The sequence below is a fragment of the Moorena sp. SIO4A1 genome (genome assembly GCF_010672065.1).
In the GTDB taxonomy this organism is placed as follows: Bacteria; Cyanobacteriota; Cyanobacteriia; order Cyanobacteriales; family Coleofasciculaceae; genus Moorena.
Map to the genome: position 1 here is coordinate 37239 of NZ_JAAHHX010000007.1, position 17107 is coordinate 54345.

The 17107-nt window shown below is 42.9% G+C and carries 15 protein-coding genes and 2 pseudogenes; 10 read left to right on the forward strand and 7 right to left on the reverse strand.

Annotated elements, in window-relative coordinates; all coding sequences use genetic code 11:
- The first annotated feature begins 17 nt into the window (after positions 1 to 17).
- Positions 18 to 4862 carry a sugar-binding protein gene (locus tag F6K53_RS06710; protein ID WP_293067522.1) on the forward strand — a complete coding sequence of 1615 codons (4845 nt, stop codon included), beginning with the start codon at positions 18 to 20 and terminating at the stop codon, positions 4860 to 4862.
- Positions 4846 to 4980: a hypothetical protein gene (locus F6K53_RS06715; RefSeq protein WP_293022311.1), complete on the forward strand. Its 135-nt coding sequence runs from the start codon at positions 4846 to 4848 to the stop codon at positions 4978 to 4980. Before F6K53_RS06710 ends, F6K53_RS06715 begins: the two co-directional genes overlap by 17 nt.
- 39 nt (positions 4981 to 5019) lie before the next feature.
- On the opposite strand, the gene F6K53_RS06720 is transcribed toward F6K53_RS06715, so the two are convergent.
- From F6K53_RS06720 to F6K53_RS06730, 3 genes are all read right to left on the reverse strand, one after another.
- The gene (locus tag F6K53_RS06720) at positions 5020 to 5271 is read right to left on the reverse strand and encodes a hypothetical protein (RefSeq protein ID WP_293067519.1); all 252 of its coding nucleotides are present in this window, start codon (positions 5269 to 5271) and stop codon (positions 5020 to 5022) included.
- Positions 5272 to 5502: 231 nt separating this feature from the next.
- The gene (locus F6K53_RS06725; RefSeq protein ID WP_293067516.1) at positions 5503 to 5640 is read right to left on the reverse strand and encodes a hypothetical protein; all 138 of its coding nucleotides are present in this window, start codon (positions 5638 to 5640) and stop codon (positions 5503 to 5505) included.
- Between the two features lie 64 nt (positions 5641 to 5704).
- On the reverse strand, positions 5705 to 6115 hold the full coding sequence (locus tag F6K53_RS06730; RefSeq protein ID WP_364302369.1) for a hypothetical protein: 411 nt from the start codon (positions 6113 to 6115) through the stop codon (positions 5705 to 5707).
- 678 nt (positions 6116 to 6793) lie between these two features.
- Here F6K53_RS06730 and F6K53_RS06735 point away from each other — a divergent pair.
- Both F6K53_RS06735 and F6K53_RS06740 read left to right on the forward strand, forming a co-directional pair.
- The gene (locus F6K53_RS06735; protein ID WP_293080200.1) at positions 6794 to 7513 is read left to right on the forward strand and encodes a hypothetical protein; all 720 of its coding nucleotides are present in this window, start codon (positions 6794 to 6796) and stop codon (positions 7511 to 7513) included.
- Positions 7514 to 7767: 254 nt separating this feature from the next.
- Positions 7768 to 7953, forward strand: a complete 186-nt coding sequence (locus F6K53_RS06740; RefSeq protein WP_293067513.1) for a hypothetical protein — start codon at positions 7768 to 7770, stop codon at positions 7951 to 7953.
- 61 nt (positions 7954 to 8014) lie between these two features.
- Here the strand turns inward: F6K53_RS06740 and F6K53_RS06745 are convergent.
- Positions 8015 to 9158, reverse strand: a pseudogene (locus F6K53_RS06745) (IS630 family transposase).
- Positions 9159 to 9305: 147 nt separating this feature from the next.
- Here F6K53_RS06745 and F6K53_RS06750 point away from each other — a divergent pair.
- The 5 genes and pseudogenes from F6K53_RS06750 to F6K53_RS06770 form a co-directional block, all read left to right on the forward strand.
- Positions 9306 to 10190 (forward strand): hypothetical protein, encoded by an 885-nt coding sequence (locus F6K53_RS06750; protein WP_293024372.1) that lies wholly within the window; start codon positions 9306 to 9308, stop codon positions 10188 to 10190.
- A 121-nt stretch (positions 10191 to 10311) separates the two neighbouring features.
- Positions 10312 to 10461 (forward strand): hypothetical protein, encoded by a 150-nt coding sequence (locus F6K53_RS06755; RefSeq protein WP_293024374.1) that lies wholly within the window; start codon positions 10312 to 10314, stop codon positions 10459 to 10461.
- Positions 10431 to 10652 carry a hypothetical protein gene (locus F6K53_RS06760; protein ID WP_293080203.1) on the forward strand — a complete coding sequence of 74 codons (222 nt, stop codon included), beginning with the start codon at positions 10431 to 10433 and terminating at the stop codon, positions 10650 to 10652. Before F6K53_RS06755 ends, F6K53_RS06760 begins: the two co-directional genes overlap by 31 nt.
- A complete protein-coding gene (locus F6K53_RS06765) occupies positions 10653 to 11540 on the forward strand; it encodes a hypothetical protein (RefSeq protein ID WP_293024378.1) in 888 nt (295 codons plus the stop codon).
- 317 nt (positions 11541 to 11857) lie between these two features.
- Positions 11858 to 12136 (forward strand): annotated as a pseudogene (locus F6K53_RS06770) (Uma2 family endonuclease); the annotation flags it as partial.
- A 345-nt stretch (positions 12137 to 12481) separates the two neighbouring features.
- Here F6K53_RS06770 and F6K53_RS06775 read toward each other — a convergent pair.
- A complete protein-coding gene (locus tag F6K53_RS06775; RefSeq protein WP_293024380.1) occupies positions 12482 to 13534 on the reverse strand; it encodes a M42 family peptidase in 1053 nt (350 codons plus the stop codon).
- Between F6K53_RS06775 and F6K53_RS06780 the strand changes: the two genes are divergently transcribed.
- Entirely contained in the window at positions 13514 to 13681 is a 168-nt protein-coding gene (locus F6K53_RS06780; protein WP_293024381.1) for a hypothetical protein, read from the forward strand. The two genes, F6K53_RS06775 and F6K53_RS06780, sit on opposite strands and share 21 nt — an antisense overlap.
- Positions 13682 to 13986: 305 nt before the next feature.
- Here F6K53_RS06780 and F6K53_RS06785 read toward each other — a convergent pair whose 3' ends face one another.
- On the reverse strand, positions 13987 to 15087 hold the full coding sequence (locus F6K53_RS06785; protein WP_293024382.1) for an SGNH/GDSL hydrolase family protein: 1101 nt from the start codon (positions 15085 to 15087) through the stop codon (positions 13987 to 13989).
- A gap of 425 nt (positions 15088 to 15512) precedes the next feature.
- Positions 15513 to 17012: an S-layer homology domain-containing protein gene (locus F6K53_RS06790; RefSeq protein ID WP_293067506.1), complete on the reverse strand. Its 1500-nt coding sequence runs from the start codon at positions 17010 to 17012 to the stop codon at positions 15513 to 15515.
- Between the last annotated feature and the right edge of the window lie 95 nt (positions 17013 to 17107).

Here is a 17107-nt window from a genome sequence, read left to right on the forward strand (position 1 = left end):
TAAAAACCGCTATTATAATGCTAGAGACAACCGCAAATCACAACCAAGATTCCTTGAGAGAACTAATCCGACTGATTACTTTTTCTCAGGGAGAATTTTCTTTGATTTTGGCGGTTGGTAACTATGGGGTATTGAGGAGACAAATTATTGAGCAGTTGCAGGAGCAATGTTCTATTCCGATCAGGGAGCTGGTCTTAAAGCAATCGGTTAAAACTCTCTATACCACTATTGTGGAAGAGCTAGGTCCGGAACAGCCAGAGGCGTTGATGGTATCTGGGATAGACTCAGTAAGTTGCATTGAGGAAGTGCTGACAGCAACCAACCAGATCCGGGAAGAGTTTCGGAACTTTCGGTTTCCACTGGTGTTGTGGGTGACGGATAAGTTGCTGCAAATGCTAATTCGCTCAGTGCCAGATTTCCACAGTTGGTCAAGCTGTGTTGATTTTGTGATTAGCAGCGGTCAATTAATTCAGTTTATTGAGCAAACCACTGATCAGGTGTTTGCCAAGGTGGTAGCCTCCCGTGAAACTGAGTTTGTGCACAGTTGTACTCTGAATTTAAACAAAGACTCTGGATCCTATGTGGAATTACACTCAGCACGACAGGAGCTGGAAAAGCGGGGAGTGGCCTTAGCCCCAGAGTTAGAAGCCAGTTTGGAATTTGTGCTTGGTCGAGTGGCTGATAATTGTCAAGAAGAGTCTCGACAGCATTATGAGCGCAGTTTAGCTCTGTGGAAACAAACCGATAACCTGGAACGCCGTGGACATGTACTATTCTGTTTAGGCTTGTGGTGGGCTGGTTATGCACAGTGGCATCAAGCTGAGAAGGAGCAAGCTTGTGAACAAGCAAAAGTTTATTTTCAGGAATCGGTTGAGGTTCTTGAGCAGGCTAATCGCCCAGACTTAGCTGCCAAATTTATTAATTTTTGGGGAGAGGCACTTCAGCGACAGTCAGATTGGGAGCAGTTAGAGAAAGTGGCCAACAAAGCCTTGGCGCTCCATCAAACCTATTCTGATCCGTTCAGAATGGCACGAGGTTATGGCTTTTTGGCTGAAGTAGCCCTAGCAAAATCAGCCTTTAAGAAAGCACAAAAGTCTTCCAAAAAAGCGCTTTTTCTGCAATCAACGGCATCAGCTAAGATAGTCAATCCCTCACCAGAACAACAAGCTTTATTAGACTGGGAAAAGTCTTTTGTCAAGGGTTGGTATTTATTTTCCTTGGGGCGAGCACTGCTTGGGACTATGCGATCGCAAAAACATGTTCCTCAATTACAAGCAGCACTTTATAACTTGGAAACCGCTAGAGCAGAAACCAAACCCCACTATGATCCAGAACTTTATATTGGTATCCTGAGGGAATTACACCAGGCCTATTGCCAACAAGGGGACTATCTCACTGCCTTTGAGATTAAACAAGACCAACAGGGGATTGAGAGCCGGTTTGGGTTTCGGGCATTCATTGGTGCTGGTCGATTGCAGCCCAAGCAGCAGGTAACTAACCCAGTTTTAGCAACAGTTGAGTGTTCAGAAAGGATAGCGCCAGAAATTGCCGCTTCTGGCAGGGAACGCCATGTTAATCGCCTGATTGAGCGCATGGAACAGGTGGGCTCTAGACTAACTGTGATTCATGGACAGTCCGGGGCGGGGAAAAGTTCGATGATTGAGGCGGGATTAATACCAGCATTAGAACGCAAAACCATTAATACCCGTCGGGTATTACCGGTTTTGCAGCGAGTTTATAGTAATTGGATTCAAGAATTAGGCAAATCCTTAACAAACACGCTGGAGAAGAGAGTACATTTACCATCTGTGCCTGCTAAGCTTGATTCAACCGCCCTCATTCTTGAGCAGTTGCGCAAAAATGCTAGGCAAAATTTGCTTACTGTTTTAATTTTTGACCAGTTTGAAGAGTTTTTAGCAGTTTGCTCAGACCCCAAGCAGAGGCGAGGTTTTTATTATTTTTTGCGAGACTGTCTGAATATTCCTTTTGTGAAGGTAATCTTGTCTGTGCGCGAGGATTATTTACATTGCCTGTTGGAATTTAATAAGTTCAAAATCGATTTAGAGGTTATTAATAATAATATTTTAGATAAGAGGATTCTGTTTCACTTGGGGAATCTTACCCCAGCAGATGCCAAATTATATCTTCAACGGTTAACGGAGCAAGCTCAGTTTCCCTTAGAGCAAGCACTGATTGATAAATTAGTGGAGGATTTAGGGAAAGAATTAGGAGAGATTATACCAATTGAGTTGCAAGTGGTAGGGGCGCAACTGGAACGAAACAAAATTACCACCCTACAACAGTATCAACACCTAGGGCATAACCCAAAAGCTGAATTAGTCAACCAATACTTAGAAGAAGTAGTGGAAGCCTGTGGTGCTGATAACAAACGGGCGGCTGAATTAGTGTTGTACTTGCTAACGGATGAAAACAACACCCGCCCTCTCAAAACTCGTCATGATTTAGAAAAAGAATTAAAAGCCTTGGCCGCTGATGTAGACACAGAGCTAGAACGATTAGATGTAGTGTTGGAAATTTTTGTGAAATCTGGCTTAGTGCTGCTGTTGCCAGAGATTTATAGCGATCGCTATCAATTAGTCCATGATTATCTGGTAGATTTCATTCGACAACGACAAGGGGCTGACATGAGAGCAGAACTTGAAAAAGAGCGAGAGACACGACAACGGCTTCGGAAACGGTTGGTGATGGGGTTAGGGGGATTTAGCGTAGCCATGACTATACTAGCGGTGATTGCAATCGGGCTGTGGCAATCGGCAAAATTCCACGAAAGAGAGGCGATCCTTACTAAACTCAACGCTAAATATAAGCTTTCTTTTCTTGTAGATGAAAATCAGCTTGATGCCCTTTTAAGCATCATCAAGGCAGGGAAACGATTAAACTCTAAAATAGCAAAATCAGACCTTGAAAAAGAGACTGTATCTAACCTCTGGCAAGCAGTCAACTTAATCCAAGAACACCATCGTTTAGAGGGACATCAAGGTAATGTCTTGAGTGTCAGTGTCAGTCCTGATAATCAGCTAATTGCCTCAGCTAGCTCTGATCAAACCATCAAACTGTGGAGTCGTGATGGCAAATTGATTAAAGACTTAAAAGGACATCAGGAGACAGTGTGGTGCGTTAGTTTTAGCCCTGATAATCAAATCATTGCCTCTGCCAGTAAAGACAAAACCATTAAACTCTGGCATCGCGATGGCACCTTAATTAACACCTTAACAGGACATGGTAAGGGGGTGAAGTGGGTAAGTTTTAGCCCGGATGGTCAGACCATTGCGTCAGCCAGTAGTGATAAAACTATTAAACTCTGGAACCGTGATGGGACTTTGATCAAAACCTTGACAGGACATAAGGATGCTGTGTTGAGTGTTAGTTTTAGCAATGACGGAGAGTTAATTGCTTCCGCCAGTAAGGACAAAACGGTCAAACTCTGGAGTAGTGATGGTACATTCATCAAAACTCTAGAAGGGCATGACAAGGCTGTTTGGAGTGTAATTTTTAGCCCGGATAGTCAGACCATTGCTTCAGCTAGTGATGATCGGACCGTTAAACTTTGGAACCGTGATGGAACCTTAGCGAAAACCTTGCCAGGATATGATCATCCTATCAACAGCGTCAGCTTTAGTCCGGATGGTAAGTGGATTGCTTCAGGGAGTAGTGACGGAAAAATCCAACTCTGGACTGGTAAGGGTACACTAATTTCAACCCTTCCTGGTCATAAAGATATTGTCAATCAGGTTAGTTTCACTCCTGACAGTAAGATGCTAGCCTCAGCTAGTGTTGATTTCACTGTCAAACTTTGGAGTCTTGACCAAACCTGGCCTAAGGTTTTCCAACCTACCACCTATACAGTCTATGGTTATGGTGCTAGTTTTAGCCCGGATGGTGAGATAATTGCCTCTGGTAGTCGAGATGATAACACGGTCAAACTCTGGAACCCGGAGAAGCAGATTCGGGAACTCACCCTCCAGGGACATCAGGATTTTGTGAATGGGGTTGATTTCAGCCCCGATGGTCAGTTAATTGCCACCGCCAGTAATGACAGGACGGTCAAACTCTGGAATGGCCAGGGGAAACTGCTACATACTCTAGAGGGGCATAGCGCTCCAGTTTATAGCGTTAGTTTCAGTCCTGATAGCCAAATTATTGCCTCTGCTAGTGAGGATAGCACAGTAAAACTCTGGAGCAGGGAAGGGAAATTGCTACGTACTTTAGCGGGACATACAGATGCCATTAATCGGGTCACTTTCAGTCCCAATGGTCAGTTAATTGCCTCTGCTAGTAATGACAATACGGTGAAACTCTGGAACCAGAACGGAACTCTAATTACTACCCTGACTGGGGATAGGAAGTTGTCCTCCCTTAGTTTCAGCCCCGATGGTAAGCGGATTGTGGCAGGTGCGGCCCGTGGTTCTATAGTAATCTGGAGTCGTAAAGACATCTCCTGGCAGCAATTCGCATCTAAAAAAGGAGTAGGGCATACAAAAACTGTTTATGATGTTAGTTTCCACCCCAATCGAGACATTATTGCTTCTGCTAGTGCGGATGGAACAGTTAAACTATGGAACCCCAATGGACTTTTAATCGGAACGTTAAGCGAGGGTTCTGAACCTGTGGAGTCTGTGAATTTCAGTCCAGACGGTGAAACCCTAGTCTCGATTAACGCAGCGAATCGGGTGAGTATTTGGAATTTAGATTACAGTCAATATTTAGATTACAGTCAATCAAACGATGTGAATTACTTACTGAAGCGTGGTTGTGATCAGCTTGGTAATTATCTTAAAAATAATCTGAACGTCAAGAAAGAAGACAGAACACTCTGTGAGGGAATTGAGGAGCAAGAGTAAATTAGCTGGAATATATAGCAGTTCTCACAGTCATGAGATACAAAAGATTTTTTCCCGACTCCCGACTCCCGACTCCCGACTCCCATTAACCCACAACTTGTGTAACTCACCCAATTAAGAACTGCTATATATGATCAATCTCTAGCTGAAGCGGACTCTACTGAAGTCCCGATTGTGGAATGTCGTAGCGTGGCGGTCTAGGATCTGGATCTTGGGGCTCTCTTGCGCCAGCAGCGGTATCAAATATAGTGTATTTAAGGAATGAAACATCCTCCAATAGACTATTCTCACTAGAGTCAGGTTCGGTGGTTAAGTTCCAGGAAGCTGTCTCCATAGCCAAAACCTGAGTAGCAGTGATTGTAGATATTGCTGTCATCCCTAGTAGGGAAAGAATTTTATAACATTTCATAACTGGACTCCGTGGGTTCTCTGCTAATTCCAACTCTACTCATATATACATTTATCCCAGATTGATGGCTCAGATCAGGAAAGTCTCTGAGTGTAGAATATTGTAGCTTTAGCGGTTTAGACGAATCTGCCGAGGGAAAGTTCCCCATGAAGAATGTAGAATTAAGAATTAAGAAGGAAGAATTAAGAATTAAGAAGGAAGAATTGAGAATTAAGAATTAAGAATTGAGAATTAAGAATTAAGAAGGAAGAATTGAGAAGTCTGGCTGCTGGCTGCTGGCTGCTGGCTTTTGGCTTCTGGCTTTTGGCTTCTGGCTTCTGGCTTCTGGCTTCTGGCTTCTGGCTTCTGGCTTCTACCTCCTACATTCATTCTACATTATCCATTGTTAATTATCCATTGTTAATTCTACATTCTTAATTCTACATTCTTAATTCTAATAACCTTTAACCTTAGAGCAAAGCTGATTCAGTAACTCCTTTGGAATGACCTCAAAATTTTCTAACAGGAAATCCATTAAGGCCAGATGATACAAGGAATCGGAAGAGGGAGTTTTATAGCGAGGACCTTGGGCCAGCCAGCTGTTGACAGCGTAACTTGAGCGGCAGCAGATGTTACCGATGTCTTCTTGCTTCACTTGCCATTTTTGGTAAAACTCCTGGGGGGTCATGGATAGTCGGCAGTAGCTGTATAGGTAGATCAAGATTTCTTCTCGCTCGGTTATGGGACGAGGATAAGCATGTTCCCATGTGGATTGGCTCCTGGCAATTTGGGCAAGGCGGTTTAGGGCTCGCTGACAGTGAATCAGATGATTGAGATGATCATTAGATCGTTTATCTGGCATCATGGAATTACCTCACACATAGCTTGTGACTGAGGACATAAGCCGCGCTTCTTAGTTGACGTGGAAAGCGCGGCTTTTTGTCCATAAATATTATCGAAATATCGGACATTTTTATTATTACTAATATCTCGGTAAATGTCAAGGGGTATTTTTTAAATTTTAAACATTTTTTTACAAAGTTAAAAAAATGAGTAGTTTGGGGGTTTATCTAGAGATAAAATCAATTTGGTAATGTAATTTTACATTAGGTATCAGGGAGCATGGAGTAGGGAGTAGGGAGCAGGGAGCAGGTAAAATAAATATGTCCTAAGCTTTGCTTATACTGCTATATAGTAAACTTTTGAATGCATGACTTTTTCATAAAAACTTGTGTTTAAAACCCAGATATAAACGCGCTTATATGTGTCAACTGCATTGTCAACTGCATTGTCAACAAGCACAATTCACTCCAAGATTCCGGAATCCTGTTTTTTGTGGCTGTAGTATAAATCAAGCAGGATTTACCCGATTCAAGGAGCATTGCTGATTCGGGAAAGCTGAAGCTGCGCGAACGGTATAATATTAGACCAGTGGATGGAAATTATCCTTAGATCATAAATGGAGTAAATTCGGTTTTACCGAACCTACCTTATTTTTACTGCTGTTGTTTATAGTCAACCTTTTCTATGGAGCAAATATGTAATGAACAAGCTTAATACGATGAAATTTATACTTGCATTATTCACACTTATTGGGTTATTTACTACTCCCATAAATGCTCTGGAGCGTCGCCCGATTGAATCAATACCTACCGAAGAATTGGCCAAAGAGACAATGGGGATGAAAAGAAATGGTGATTCTCTCAACATAGCATGGTATTTATTACCGGAAGTCTATGGCTTACCTTCACAACCAGTAGTGCTAATTGCAGTTGTCAAAGGGAAGATTAGTCCTTTTGGTGTTCCTACATTTTCCTCTGAGATTGAAACCCAGAAAGTCCTAAAAGTTACCTATACTAATTCTAAGGGCATACCTAGAGAATTAGTGCCAGTCCCGAAAACGGCTGATATTAGTTATTTGGTAACGGTATTAAAACCATTATTATCGAAATTTGTGGGGCCATTTGGCGAAGGAATGTGGTTTTTTACCTATAAAAACGTTGATATCTTTGGGAATCAGATTGTGTCCCCTTATGAAACTGGAGAATTAAAAATTGATATGGATATTCCAGACGAACCGTCAAATTATGAAGCTGGAGAATTAAAAATTGACCTTGGTATTCCAGAAGAACCGTCAAATATTGCTTTGATAAACTTTCCCCTGAATTCCCTCTTTGTTCCAAGACTATGTCCTGGCGGTAAACCTGCCCATGTATCGTGGAAATATTGCCCATGGGATGGTACACTACTCCCAGAAGATTGATCCCGCCTCCCCGCCCCACACTTCCCGGGTGCATCTCAATGCATGCTGTTTGACGAGGTGGGTGGAATGGGCATCTTGCCCGTTACAATTGGACGGACTGTCCCAATACTGGCTACCGCGAAAATCAGGGCGAGTCCGTCCCGATGCTGCTGGCGAAATATAAGTTAACATCAGCCGTGGTGAGTATGCCGTTAATCGCGTTATACAACTAATGACATTTTCAGGGCTGATAACGGAATACCTTGTCAATAAGCATGTTTTGTCAAGTAACGCCTTTTGCTTCCGTTGCCTCAACCCAACCTACCCCATGTACTCAAGTCAGTCAACCAGGGCTATTTGCCTGTGCCACCTATTACCTATTACCTATTACCTATTACCTATTACCCATTACCTATTACAAGCGTGTTAAGAAATGTTTCGCCAGCCGCATCCGTCCCTAACGCACCCTACTGGAGTGACCACTCTTAAAAAGTGCATTATACAGAAAAATCTTGATCAGTCTCAAAAACAGCGGTTTTGGTGTTTGAGTTTGACTCGTGCATCTTCTGTGGTAAATTGCCACACTACTTTGGCACAGGCATTGTTCCGCTCCTGCTGCCAAGCCTCTATCTCATGCATGAAGTTCTTCGGCTGTAGCCAGGCGACGGTCAAGACATTGTTTGGACAGAACACACAACTCTGTTTCCGCCACATTGAGCCAACTGCCATTACGTGGGGTGTGAATCATCTCTAACCGCCGTGCTAAACGGTGAGCTTCGGGGGCGGGAAAAGTTTTGTACAAAGAGGTGATGGTGTGGGTGTTGAGATTATCTGAGAGTAAGCGAATTTTGGGGGCATCTGGATAGTCAACATCCAATAGATGCTTAATTTCATCGGCCCAGTCTTCACAGGTGCGATGGTCTCGACAACTCACCCGTCGCCAACCTCGATTGGGGTCAAAGAACATAAACAGGGCTTGGACTCCTTCGCGGGTGTAGTGATAGTCTTCCTTCACATCAAGCCCCGGCTGCATCGTATGGGGGTTCATATAGATGCCCATGCAGTTCTTTACTCGCTTCATCCATACAAATTAACGGCATCTCTGGATTGGCTGGACGGGTGTACTCGTCTAGAACCACTTCCATCTCGGCGACGAATCTGGGCAAGTCCCGCTCCCGGATGCAGAATCTCTCGGTTTTCCAAGGGCGCAATTGGTTTTTTTGAGTGTTTTTCTCACGGTTTCTCTGCCGATTTGCGTGACAATTCTGCGTTTTTTCAGTTCATTGGTTAACAAGCGAATGCTCCAGTTCCCTCTTCCTGCTGGTGGTTGTGAGCAGCACAGAGCAATAATTTGAGCTTCGGTCTCTCCATCCACGATTGGGTCTACCGGGGGCTTTCTTCTCGCTTTTCTTTCCAATGCTGGCGCTTCCCCTTTCTCTAGAAATCGCTGGCGGATTCGACCCACTGTGTTGCGATGCAGATTCAGAGCTTGAGCGATTTCGTTATCTGTCCATGTTCTCGTTGCCAGCTCTCCTTCATCGGACATCAACAAGATTTGTGCATGAAGGATTTTTTTGGCTGGTGCGTGTCCATTCCGGCTAATTGCTTCGAGTCTTTGCCTTTGCTCTGTACTCAGTGCAATCTTGTCCCGTCTTCCTCTACCCATGGTTCTCACCGCTCCCTGGCTTTATTACACTATTTTAACATGGTCACTCCACTACAGAACTTTTACAAAGATGAGCTGCACCCGATGGGGAGTGGTGGCGCGATCGCGTTTTTAATGGTGTTATCGAACTTATGGAGATAGTCAAGTATGCAATTTTTAAAGCCTAAGTCTAGCAGAAAAGATACAAATCAACTTATCTTTGACATTGCCGAGTATAACAGAGATAGGGACAGAAATGAAATCTATCGTAGATTAAGCTCTTTGAATTTGTATTCACCAGTTGTGAGTAGCAAGGTTGAGATGAAACCTGGTGAGAAGTACACTATTACTGAGGGCATGAACCTAGAGCTTCCTTCCGTAACTATTCAATCGCTTCAGTTAGTCCTGTTTTTTATCAATAAGAATGATAGGAGGCTTGGGGATCGTTTCATCATGGTGAGTGTTGCTGAAGCCTTCGACATGATTGAGAAAACCAATGACTTCCAAGGTCTTTTATTTTACAATGACCAAGAATCCTATTTTGGAATTTTGCGCCAATACTTTAATCGGATCAGAAGGGATTTTTTTCCGAAAGAGCCGGAAAAGTTCATGGTTCCTCCAGGTCATAAAATTGTAATGGTTGTTCCTGTAAAGCAGGCAACCATTCAGGCGTTGGAATCAGGCATTTACATTGTAGATTTTGGACAGTACTGCAATAGTGTTCAAGTTTTCGCGGAAATTGACAAACTTAATGAGTCCTCAAAACCTGTAAGTATTATTTGGATTATTCAATATGATTTCATTGCCTATTTGGAATCTACTGGAGGTATTGCCAGTTTTCTAGTAAATCTCAGTAAACTGATCAGTTATAACCCTCATTCCAGAACTATTGTTATTCCAAAAAACGCAATTTTTAAAGCATCTTTTCGGGATTCGCTTATTCAGTTAGGAGCGCACATATTTTCATCAGGATATAATGATAGTTGTTTCGTGGAAGTACATAAGCCTGATGGCTCAATTACAGTTGGGATGGGCGGAAAACCATTCAGTTAAATGAAAACCTATGGGTTTAGTCAGAGATAGGAAAGTTAAGTCAATTGTTATGGTCTTAAGTCGAATATGGATGGGGTGAGGCGGGGTGAGGAATGGAATGGAATTCTCCTAGGTCGCCGCTATGGGATTGACCGTTCGCGAAGCGTTGGGCTTTGCCCGAAAGGTCACGCTACGCGATCGCATTTCCCTAGGTTTAAATTCTCAATTGATTATAAATAGTCAGTTTACCGACCTGGGACTATGGCCTGTTGTCAAACTCGTTGTATCCTAAACAATAAGCGATGGCAGGGTGCATTAATGAATCGAGTCAACTTAAGTAATCAGCAATGGGAGAGGTTACCAGAACACTATCGAAAGTGGGTGCATCGTGGCAACATGGTTTTATCGGTGGCAAAAAGCCGGGATAGCGATCGCTCCAGCGTAACGCACCGAACCTGTAAAGACACCCACAGCAAAGGATAGATGACTGAATTCCAGATTCGCTTAGCTAAAATTTCAGATGTAGAACCTATCTTGGCTTTCTGCCAATATACGTGGGAAAATCAAAAAGATTACATGCACTTAGTATTGGAGAAACGGATTAACAATCCTGAAAATAAAGTTTTTGTAGTTACTCTTGATGATATCCCTGTGGCGATGCAGCAAGTCGTTATTTTGTCAAAACAGGAAGCTTGGCGAAGTTCTTTGAGAGTAGATCGTCGCTATCGACGGCGAGGTTTATCTAAATTATTAGATTCCCATACAAATAAGTATTTATCTAAAATAAATGTTCCTATATTACGTTACTGTGTCTTGTCTGAGAATGAACTAATGTTGAAAATTATCTCTCGCCGAGGAGATAAAAAACTAGATAGTTATAGTGTTTATAAAGCTGATGCTGATACTGTTACTTCATATACCAACCAATTAATTCAATTAGATCTGAAACATTTTGATGATATTTGGTCTTTAATGATTAGAAAAAAAATATTATATAAAAAAAAAAGTTTTTACACACAATTAATTCCTAAATGTCAAACTATTACTCCTGAGTTAGTAAAAGACTGTCTGCTTGGGGGAAAAGTTTTCGGATTAATACAAAATGAAAGATTACGAGGTATAGCTATTCAAAGTTACTCGGAACTTTCAGAGGAAGAGTTTTATATTGGTTATCTTCATGGAGAGCCAGAAATCTTGACAGTGCTTCTGTGTGAATTATGCAAATTAGCCTATTCTTTAGGTAAGTCAGTGGTTAGAGGTATTTTTCCGTTGAATGATATTTTCGGCGATGCTCTTTCCCAAGCTGCTTTTCAAAGAATAGATCAAGCTGAAGCAGGGATATATCGCTCTTCTTTAAAAATTAAGAATTAAGAATTAAGAATTAAGAATTAAGAATTAAGAATTAAGAATTAAGAATGCATCAGGGCTGTTTCATTCTAAATTGCCATATTTTATGCATTGACGAGGATAGGTCGTTTCAACATTCGATAATTCAGGTATGCGATGACTGAAAGCCTGTAAAATCCTTACCTATATCCAGAATAAAATAACCCTAGTGAATGCATAATTAAGAATTAATAATGTAGAAGGTAGAAGACAAAAGGTAGAATTAAATTATAAATTATAATTTATAAATTATTAATTAGTAGGATAGAATAGGGTTATCAGCTCTGGTAACAGTTTTTCCTATGGTTCAGCAGCTTCAGCCCACCACCGATGACATCTTCTATCCCGAAAGTGACGGCAAACCCTTGGCGGACAATACCCTTCAATTTGAACTAATTACCACCATTAAGTATGGCCTGGAAGCCCTATTCAAAGATGACCCTAATGTGTTCGTTGCCGGGGATTTGTTGTGGTATCCAGAACAAGGACAACCCAAAATCAACCAAGCCCCGGATGTGATGGTGGTTGTGGGTAGACCGAAAGGGCATCGGCGTTCCTACAAAACCTGGGTTGAAGATAACACTAAGAATGAAGAATGAAGAATGAAGAATGGTGAATGAAGAATGGTGAATGAAGAATGGTGAATGAAGAATGAAGAATGAAGAATGAAGAATGGTGAATGAAGAATGAAGAATGGTGAATGAAGAATGAAGAATGAAGAATGAAGAATGAAGAATGAAGAATGAAGAATGAAGAATGAAGAATGAAGAATGAAGAATGAAGAATGAAGAATGAAGAATGAAGAATGAAGAATGAAGAATGGTGAATGGTGAATGGTGAATGGTTAATGGTTAATGGTTAATGGTGAATGGTGAAGGCAGAATGGTGAATTCAATTCTCAATTCTTAATTCTCAATTCTTAATTCTTAATTCTTAATTCTTAATGAACTATAAGTCTCAAGAATCTCGATACAATTTGCGATCGCACCCAAATGAGCAATTTCATAACCATGGGTATTTTGAGTAGGAAAACTCAAGCAAGCAGCACGAGCAACATGACCAAACTTCATGGCGATCGAAGCATCAGAGCCAAAACCATCAATAACCGCCAACTGAATCGGTACCTCACAACTTTCTGCCGCTTGTTGCAATTCCCGATTTAACCCTTCATCGTACATGCCATAATTATCTTGAGAGAGCAACACTGGTGCTGGTCCATCTTCGATGGGATACTCCGCAGACAACGGACAAATTTCCAGAGCAATCAACGCATCTAGAGATTGATTTTGGGTAAAATACAAAGCCCCAATTGCCCCGACTTCCTCCTTTGCTGATGCCACCAAATAGGTATCAACTGCTGGAGTTTTCAACCGTTGGGCTAAGCTTAGCAAAATCGCCACGGATGCCTTATTATCCAGGGTATAGCTAGCAATATAATCCTTAAGGCGCACAGGTCTCTTACGATGTTTACCAACCACCATACGAGTGCCTGGACGCACCCCAGCCTCTGCCAATTCTGTAGCACTACATTTAGTTTCAATCCAGGCATCTTGCCAACGTAGAGGAGCATCATCCTGCAACGCTTTTTGGGGAGATTCATGGGAAACATGACGTGAGCCAAAGGAGAGAATACCGCTAATGGTATAGTTATCCCCCAACAGCTCCACCACACCCTCACCATAAACCCAAGGAAAAGAACCCCCCAACCGGCGCACTTCCACCCGTCCTGCGTCACCAATCCGTTTAACAATCGCACCAATTTCATCTTTATGAGCAGTAATCGCAATGGGACTGGCACCAGCATCCTTACCAGGGATTTTAGCAATTACATTTCCCGCCCGATCCTGCCAAGTTTCCACCCCTAAAGCTTGAAACCGATGCAGTAACAATTGGTCAATTTCCCCTTCCGCACCACTAGGGGAATGGTGCATAACTAACTCTTCTATGGTTTTGAACAGTTGGTTGTAATTGTTAGTCATTGTTGGGAAGAGGGAGTAGGGAGTAGGGAGTCGGGAGTAGGGAGTCGGGAGTCGGGAGTAGGGAGTCGGAACCCACCCCTAACCCCTCCCAGGAGGGGAACGGGAGTCGGGAATCGGGAGTCGGGAATAGTAGGAAAGAAAACCTAGGATTTTTTGATGTTATGATAACTCAGAATTGGGTTTCATGATCTAATTGAAAACGGTATCTAGAGGGAGCTTCGGAACAGGTAATAGTAGGAAAAAACTCCTAGTATTTTTTGATGATAGTGGTAAAGATGTAGTGATTTAGGCGTTGGTCTGGTCAAGGTTTCGGGAGCTAAAGTCAGGAATTGTATAGCACTACCAGGATTTTTACCGATTCCCGACTCCCGACTCCCGATTCCCGATTCCCAATTCCCGATTCCCGATTCCCGATTCCCGATTCCCGATTCGCGCATTCTAAATTCTAAATTCTAAATTCCCGATCCCCTCTTCCCTATTCTCTTAGAACCTATTCCTAAAGCCCCCAAAGCAAATAGACCTAAAGCCATTGCTGGTTCAGGAACATTAGTTGGGTGTGGATGGTTATTAGCTGGGTGTGGATGGTTATTATCTGGGTGTGGATCGTTCAATGCTGATAGGGCTAAATCCGCAATGATTCGATAAACACCAGTGGTTGGATGTTGTAAATCCCAGAATAAAAACTCTTCGGGATTCTCACATACAAATTGTGCTGGTATATTCAGACAAGGAGTAGTGACATTGGTGAAACCAAATTCCTTCGGCTGAGCCAGAATTTCCTTAAATATAGAATTAACATCAACCGGGATGATATTGACATCTGAGTCGGCAGTCTGACTGAATTGATCCAGTAGTTCAGACAAACCAGAATTATGGTCTTCTATCAAGGTGTTGAGGGCATCGGTAGTACCAGGAACACGTCCATCAACTCCCAGAGCAATGGGCGTATTGCCCAAATCTGGCAAGTTAACGACCATAATAGTCTTAGCCCCAACATCAGTCAGGTCTTGGAGTGCATCTGACAAATTTGCCAAGGTGGTGTCAGTTTCTGTAAATGGTTCAAAAGTGCCTTGGTTGGGTAGATAATCATTAGCACCAGCCCACACTATATACAGAGCATCTGGGTCAGCAGACTGACCGGCTTGTATTAGGGGAACAGTAAAGGCATCAATCTGCGGTTGCAATCCTGGTAAAACTTCCAATCCAGAGAAGGGAACAGGGGCAGTTTGTACAGTGCCTGTAGTAGAACCACCAAAAGCGAAGTTAATGCCTTCAGTAGGGATAGCACCTGAGCCAAGAGTGGTAAACAGAGTAGGGTTTAATTCCAAATCCCCTGCAAGATAATCCACCCAGTTGGGACCATTGGAAAAACGTCCCTCAAAATAGGGTGGACTGGGGGGAATTCGCTCTACGGTGGCATTAAACAGATTGCCTTGATCAGAGAGGCTGTCTCCAAAGATATACATCTTGCTAAACAACTCGACAGCATTTGCCCTCAGGGGCAACATTAAAGAGAAAAAGACTAATCCTGTAGCGGCAATTTGTGTCTTCATGATGTTATTTAACTTAATTGCAGATAATTATCTCAGCTCATGTCCGATTTAATACTTATCCTTCTTGGTTGATAGTAAATTGAACCTTGAAAATTAACTAACCATAAGCAATTAGCAATTCAAAATTCAAAATTCAAAATTCAAAATTCAAAATTCACAGGCATCAGATCAACCATTTTAGACGTGATTAACCGGACTTGATATAGCAGTCGCCAGGGCAGGCGCGGACATGACAAAAGTCTCAAACCTAAGTAAGCGCAAGAGTTTGACTTCTGACTTCTGACTTCTGACTTCTGACTTGTGCTATATCATGTCTGCCATTGACACACTTGACCAATCACCACTAATTACTAACCCATGACAATAGCTATTCGTAATTGTGCTTAAGCACAATTAAAAGCTGTTTTCAGCTGTTTTGTATGCACCTAATTCGATGGTTTAGCTTTTGGTGCCCCTGATGGCTGACTGGTTTGAGGTTTAAGAAACAGTGCTTCTTTTGCAGATTGCCCTTCACCCTGAGAACCGAAATACCAAAGCGCTGCTCCTGCTTCAGCACGGGTGACTGGTTTTTTAGGCTGAAACAATATTGTATAACCAAAGACTCGGCGAATATTTGCCAAATCGCCATTTCGGAAATCAGCTAAGACGGCTCGCAATGCTTTCGGGTCAATTTCGGCGGTATCTTTGAAGCCCCAAGTTTCTTTCACTGCTTCAATAGAGGCTTTGGGCAAGGCTTTACGAGTATCGAGAGGCACTTTCCACACCATCAGATTTTCCCTAGTCAATGGTGCATCTGGACGAAACAATACTGCCGTAGAATCGCCACTGAGGGGACTAGGAATTAATCCAGCATCAGCTAATCCCTGAATATAGGGAAAATCAGGATCCGTACGAGGCACATCCTGAAATGCAGGTTGAGTAGTTTTGGATGCTAAACGGATTTGCAATCCTGGACGATTGGCATAGATCCGATTATTCGCATCCATCAGCCAACGGGCATACTGACGGCGGCTTATGGTTTGATTGGGGGCAAACTGAGTACCTTGACTATCAGCATTGGTCTTTGGATTAGCTGTGCCTGGGGTTAAGACTCCCAATTTTGCCAAATCTGCCACATACTTACGCAAATCTCGGGGGACTTTATCCAAGTCAGTAAATTTCTCAGGTTCTCCTGACCTGACCTGAGCTGGCTTACTCGCAACCTCAGAGGGTTGTGTTGGTTTCTGGGGTTGTGTTGGTTTCTGAGGTTGTGTTGGTTTCTGAGGTTGTGTTGGTTTTTGAGCTTGTGTTGGTTTCTGGGATGGTTGTGGTTTCTCAGCTTGTGTTGGTTTCTCAGCTTTGGTATCCTTACCATCCCGGACGTACTGAATATCAAATGTGGTCACACTGCTGTTGGTAGCAACCGCTGGGGGCTTTGATGAGGAGGCAGCGCTCGATTTGCCAGTAGTGGCACGAGAAGGAATCGAAAGGGTAACATCCAAGTCATTACGACGGACGATGAATGTGCCACCATCTTGCTCTTCTGGCTGGTCGAGGACTTCCCAGCCTCCCGACTCAAAGGTCTTTTGGTAAAAGTTCTGAATTAAATTAATTGGGTCAGGGGATGACCAAATCGTCAGCTTACCTGGAGCAGCAGCATCTTTGAGGGGTTCCACTTGTTCCAAGGTTGCTTGTTGATAACGGGGAATCTCAGTGGGGAAGTCTTCTGGCAACGGTACTGACTTCTGTTTCTGGGGAGTACTTTGAGGCTTGTTCGGAGATGGCCGACCCAAGTTTTTGGGTGGGTTATCTTTCAGTGTGGGGTCTGCTCCCAAAGACCGCTGCAAAGCGTCACCTAGGTTAGTGTTGGCGCAGGCACTCAACACACCCAGAAGACAAACCGCTAAACTCGCACGTAGGACAGAGTGTGGAAACAGCACGGGCATTGTCCAACAACAGTACTCACTTCCTAAACTAACGCAAATTCACAAAAGGGCAATCAAGCGTGTTATCCTGGCTGAGTTGCCAAACTAGTAAAGAT

What these genes read in the sequence shown, in the direction of transcription:
- F6K53_RS06710 (WP_293067522.1), top strand. Translation starts at nt 18, where the DNA reads ATGCTAGAGACAACCGCAAATCACAACCAAGATTCCTTGAGAGAACTA.
- F6K53_RS06720 (WP_293067519.1), bottom strand. Translation starts at nt 5,271, where the DNA reads ATGAAATGTTATAAAATTCTTTCCCTACTAGGGATGACAGCAATATCT.
- F6K53_RS06725 (WP_293067516.1), bottom strand. Translation starts at nt 5,640, where the DNA reads ATGAATGTAGGAGGTAGAAGCCAGAAGCCAGAAGCCAGAAGCCAGAAG.
- F6K53_RS06730 (WP_364302369.1), bottom strand. Translation starts at nt 6,115, where the DNA reads ATGATGCCAGATAAACGATCTAATGATCATCTCAATCATCTGATTCAC.
- F6K53_RS06735 (WP_293080200.1), top strand. Translation starts at nt 6,794, where the DNA reads ATGAACAAGCTTAATACGATGAAATTTATACTTGCATTATTCACACTT.
- F6K53_RS06740 (WP_293067513.1), top strand. Translation starts at nt 7,768, where the DNA reads ATGTTTTGTCAAGTAACGCCTTTTGCTTCCGTTGCCTCAACCCAACCT.
- F6K53_RS06750 (WP_293024372.1), top strand. Translation starts at nt 9,306, where the DNA reads ATGCAATTTTTAAAGCCTAAGTCTAGCAGAAAAGATACAAATCAACTT.
- F6K53_RS06755 (WP_293024374.1), top strand. Translation starts at nt 10,312, where the DNA reads ATGGGATTGACCGTTCGCGAAGCGTTGGGCTTTGCCCGAAAGGTCACG.
- F6K53_RS06760 (WP_293080203.1), top strand. Translation starts at nt 10,431, where the DNA reads ATGGCCTGTTGTCAAACTCGTTGTATCCTAAACAATAAGCGATGGCAG.
- F6K53_RS06765 (WP_293024378.1), top strand. Translation starts at nt 10,653, where the DNA reads ATGACTGAATTCCAGATTCGCTTAGCTAAAATTTCAGATGTAGAACCT.
- F6K53_RS06775 (WP_293024380.1), bottom strand. Translation starts at nt 13,534, where the DNA reads ATGACTAACAATTACAACCAACTGTTCAAAACCATAGAAGAGTTAGTT.
- F6K53_RS06785 (WP_293024382.1), bottom strand. Translation starts at nt 15,087, where the DNA reads ATGAAGACACAAATTGCCGCTACAGGATTAGTCTTTTTCTCTTTAATG.
- F6K53_RS06790 (WP_293067506.1), bottom strand. Translation starts at nt 17,012, where the DNA reads ATGCCCGTGCTGTTTCCACACTCTGTCCTACGTGCGAGTTTAGCGGTT.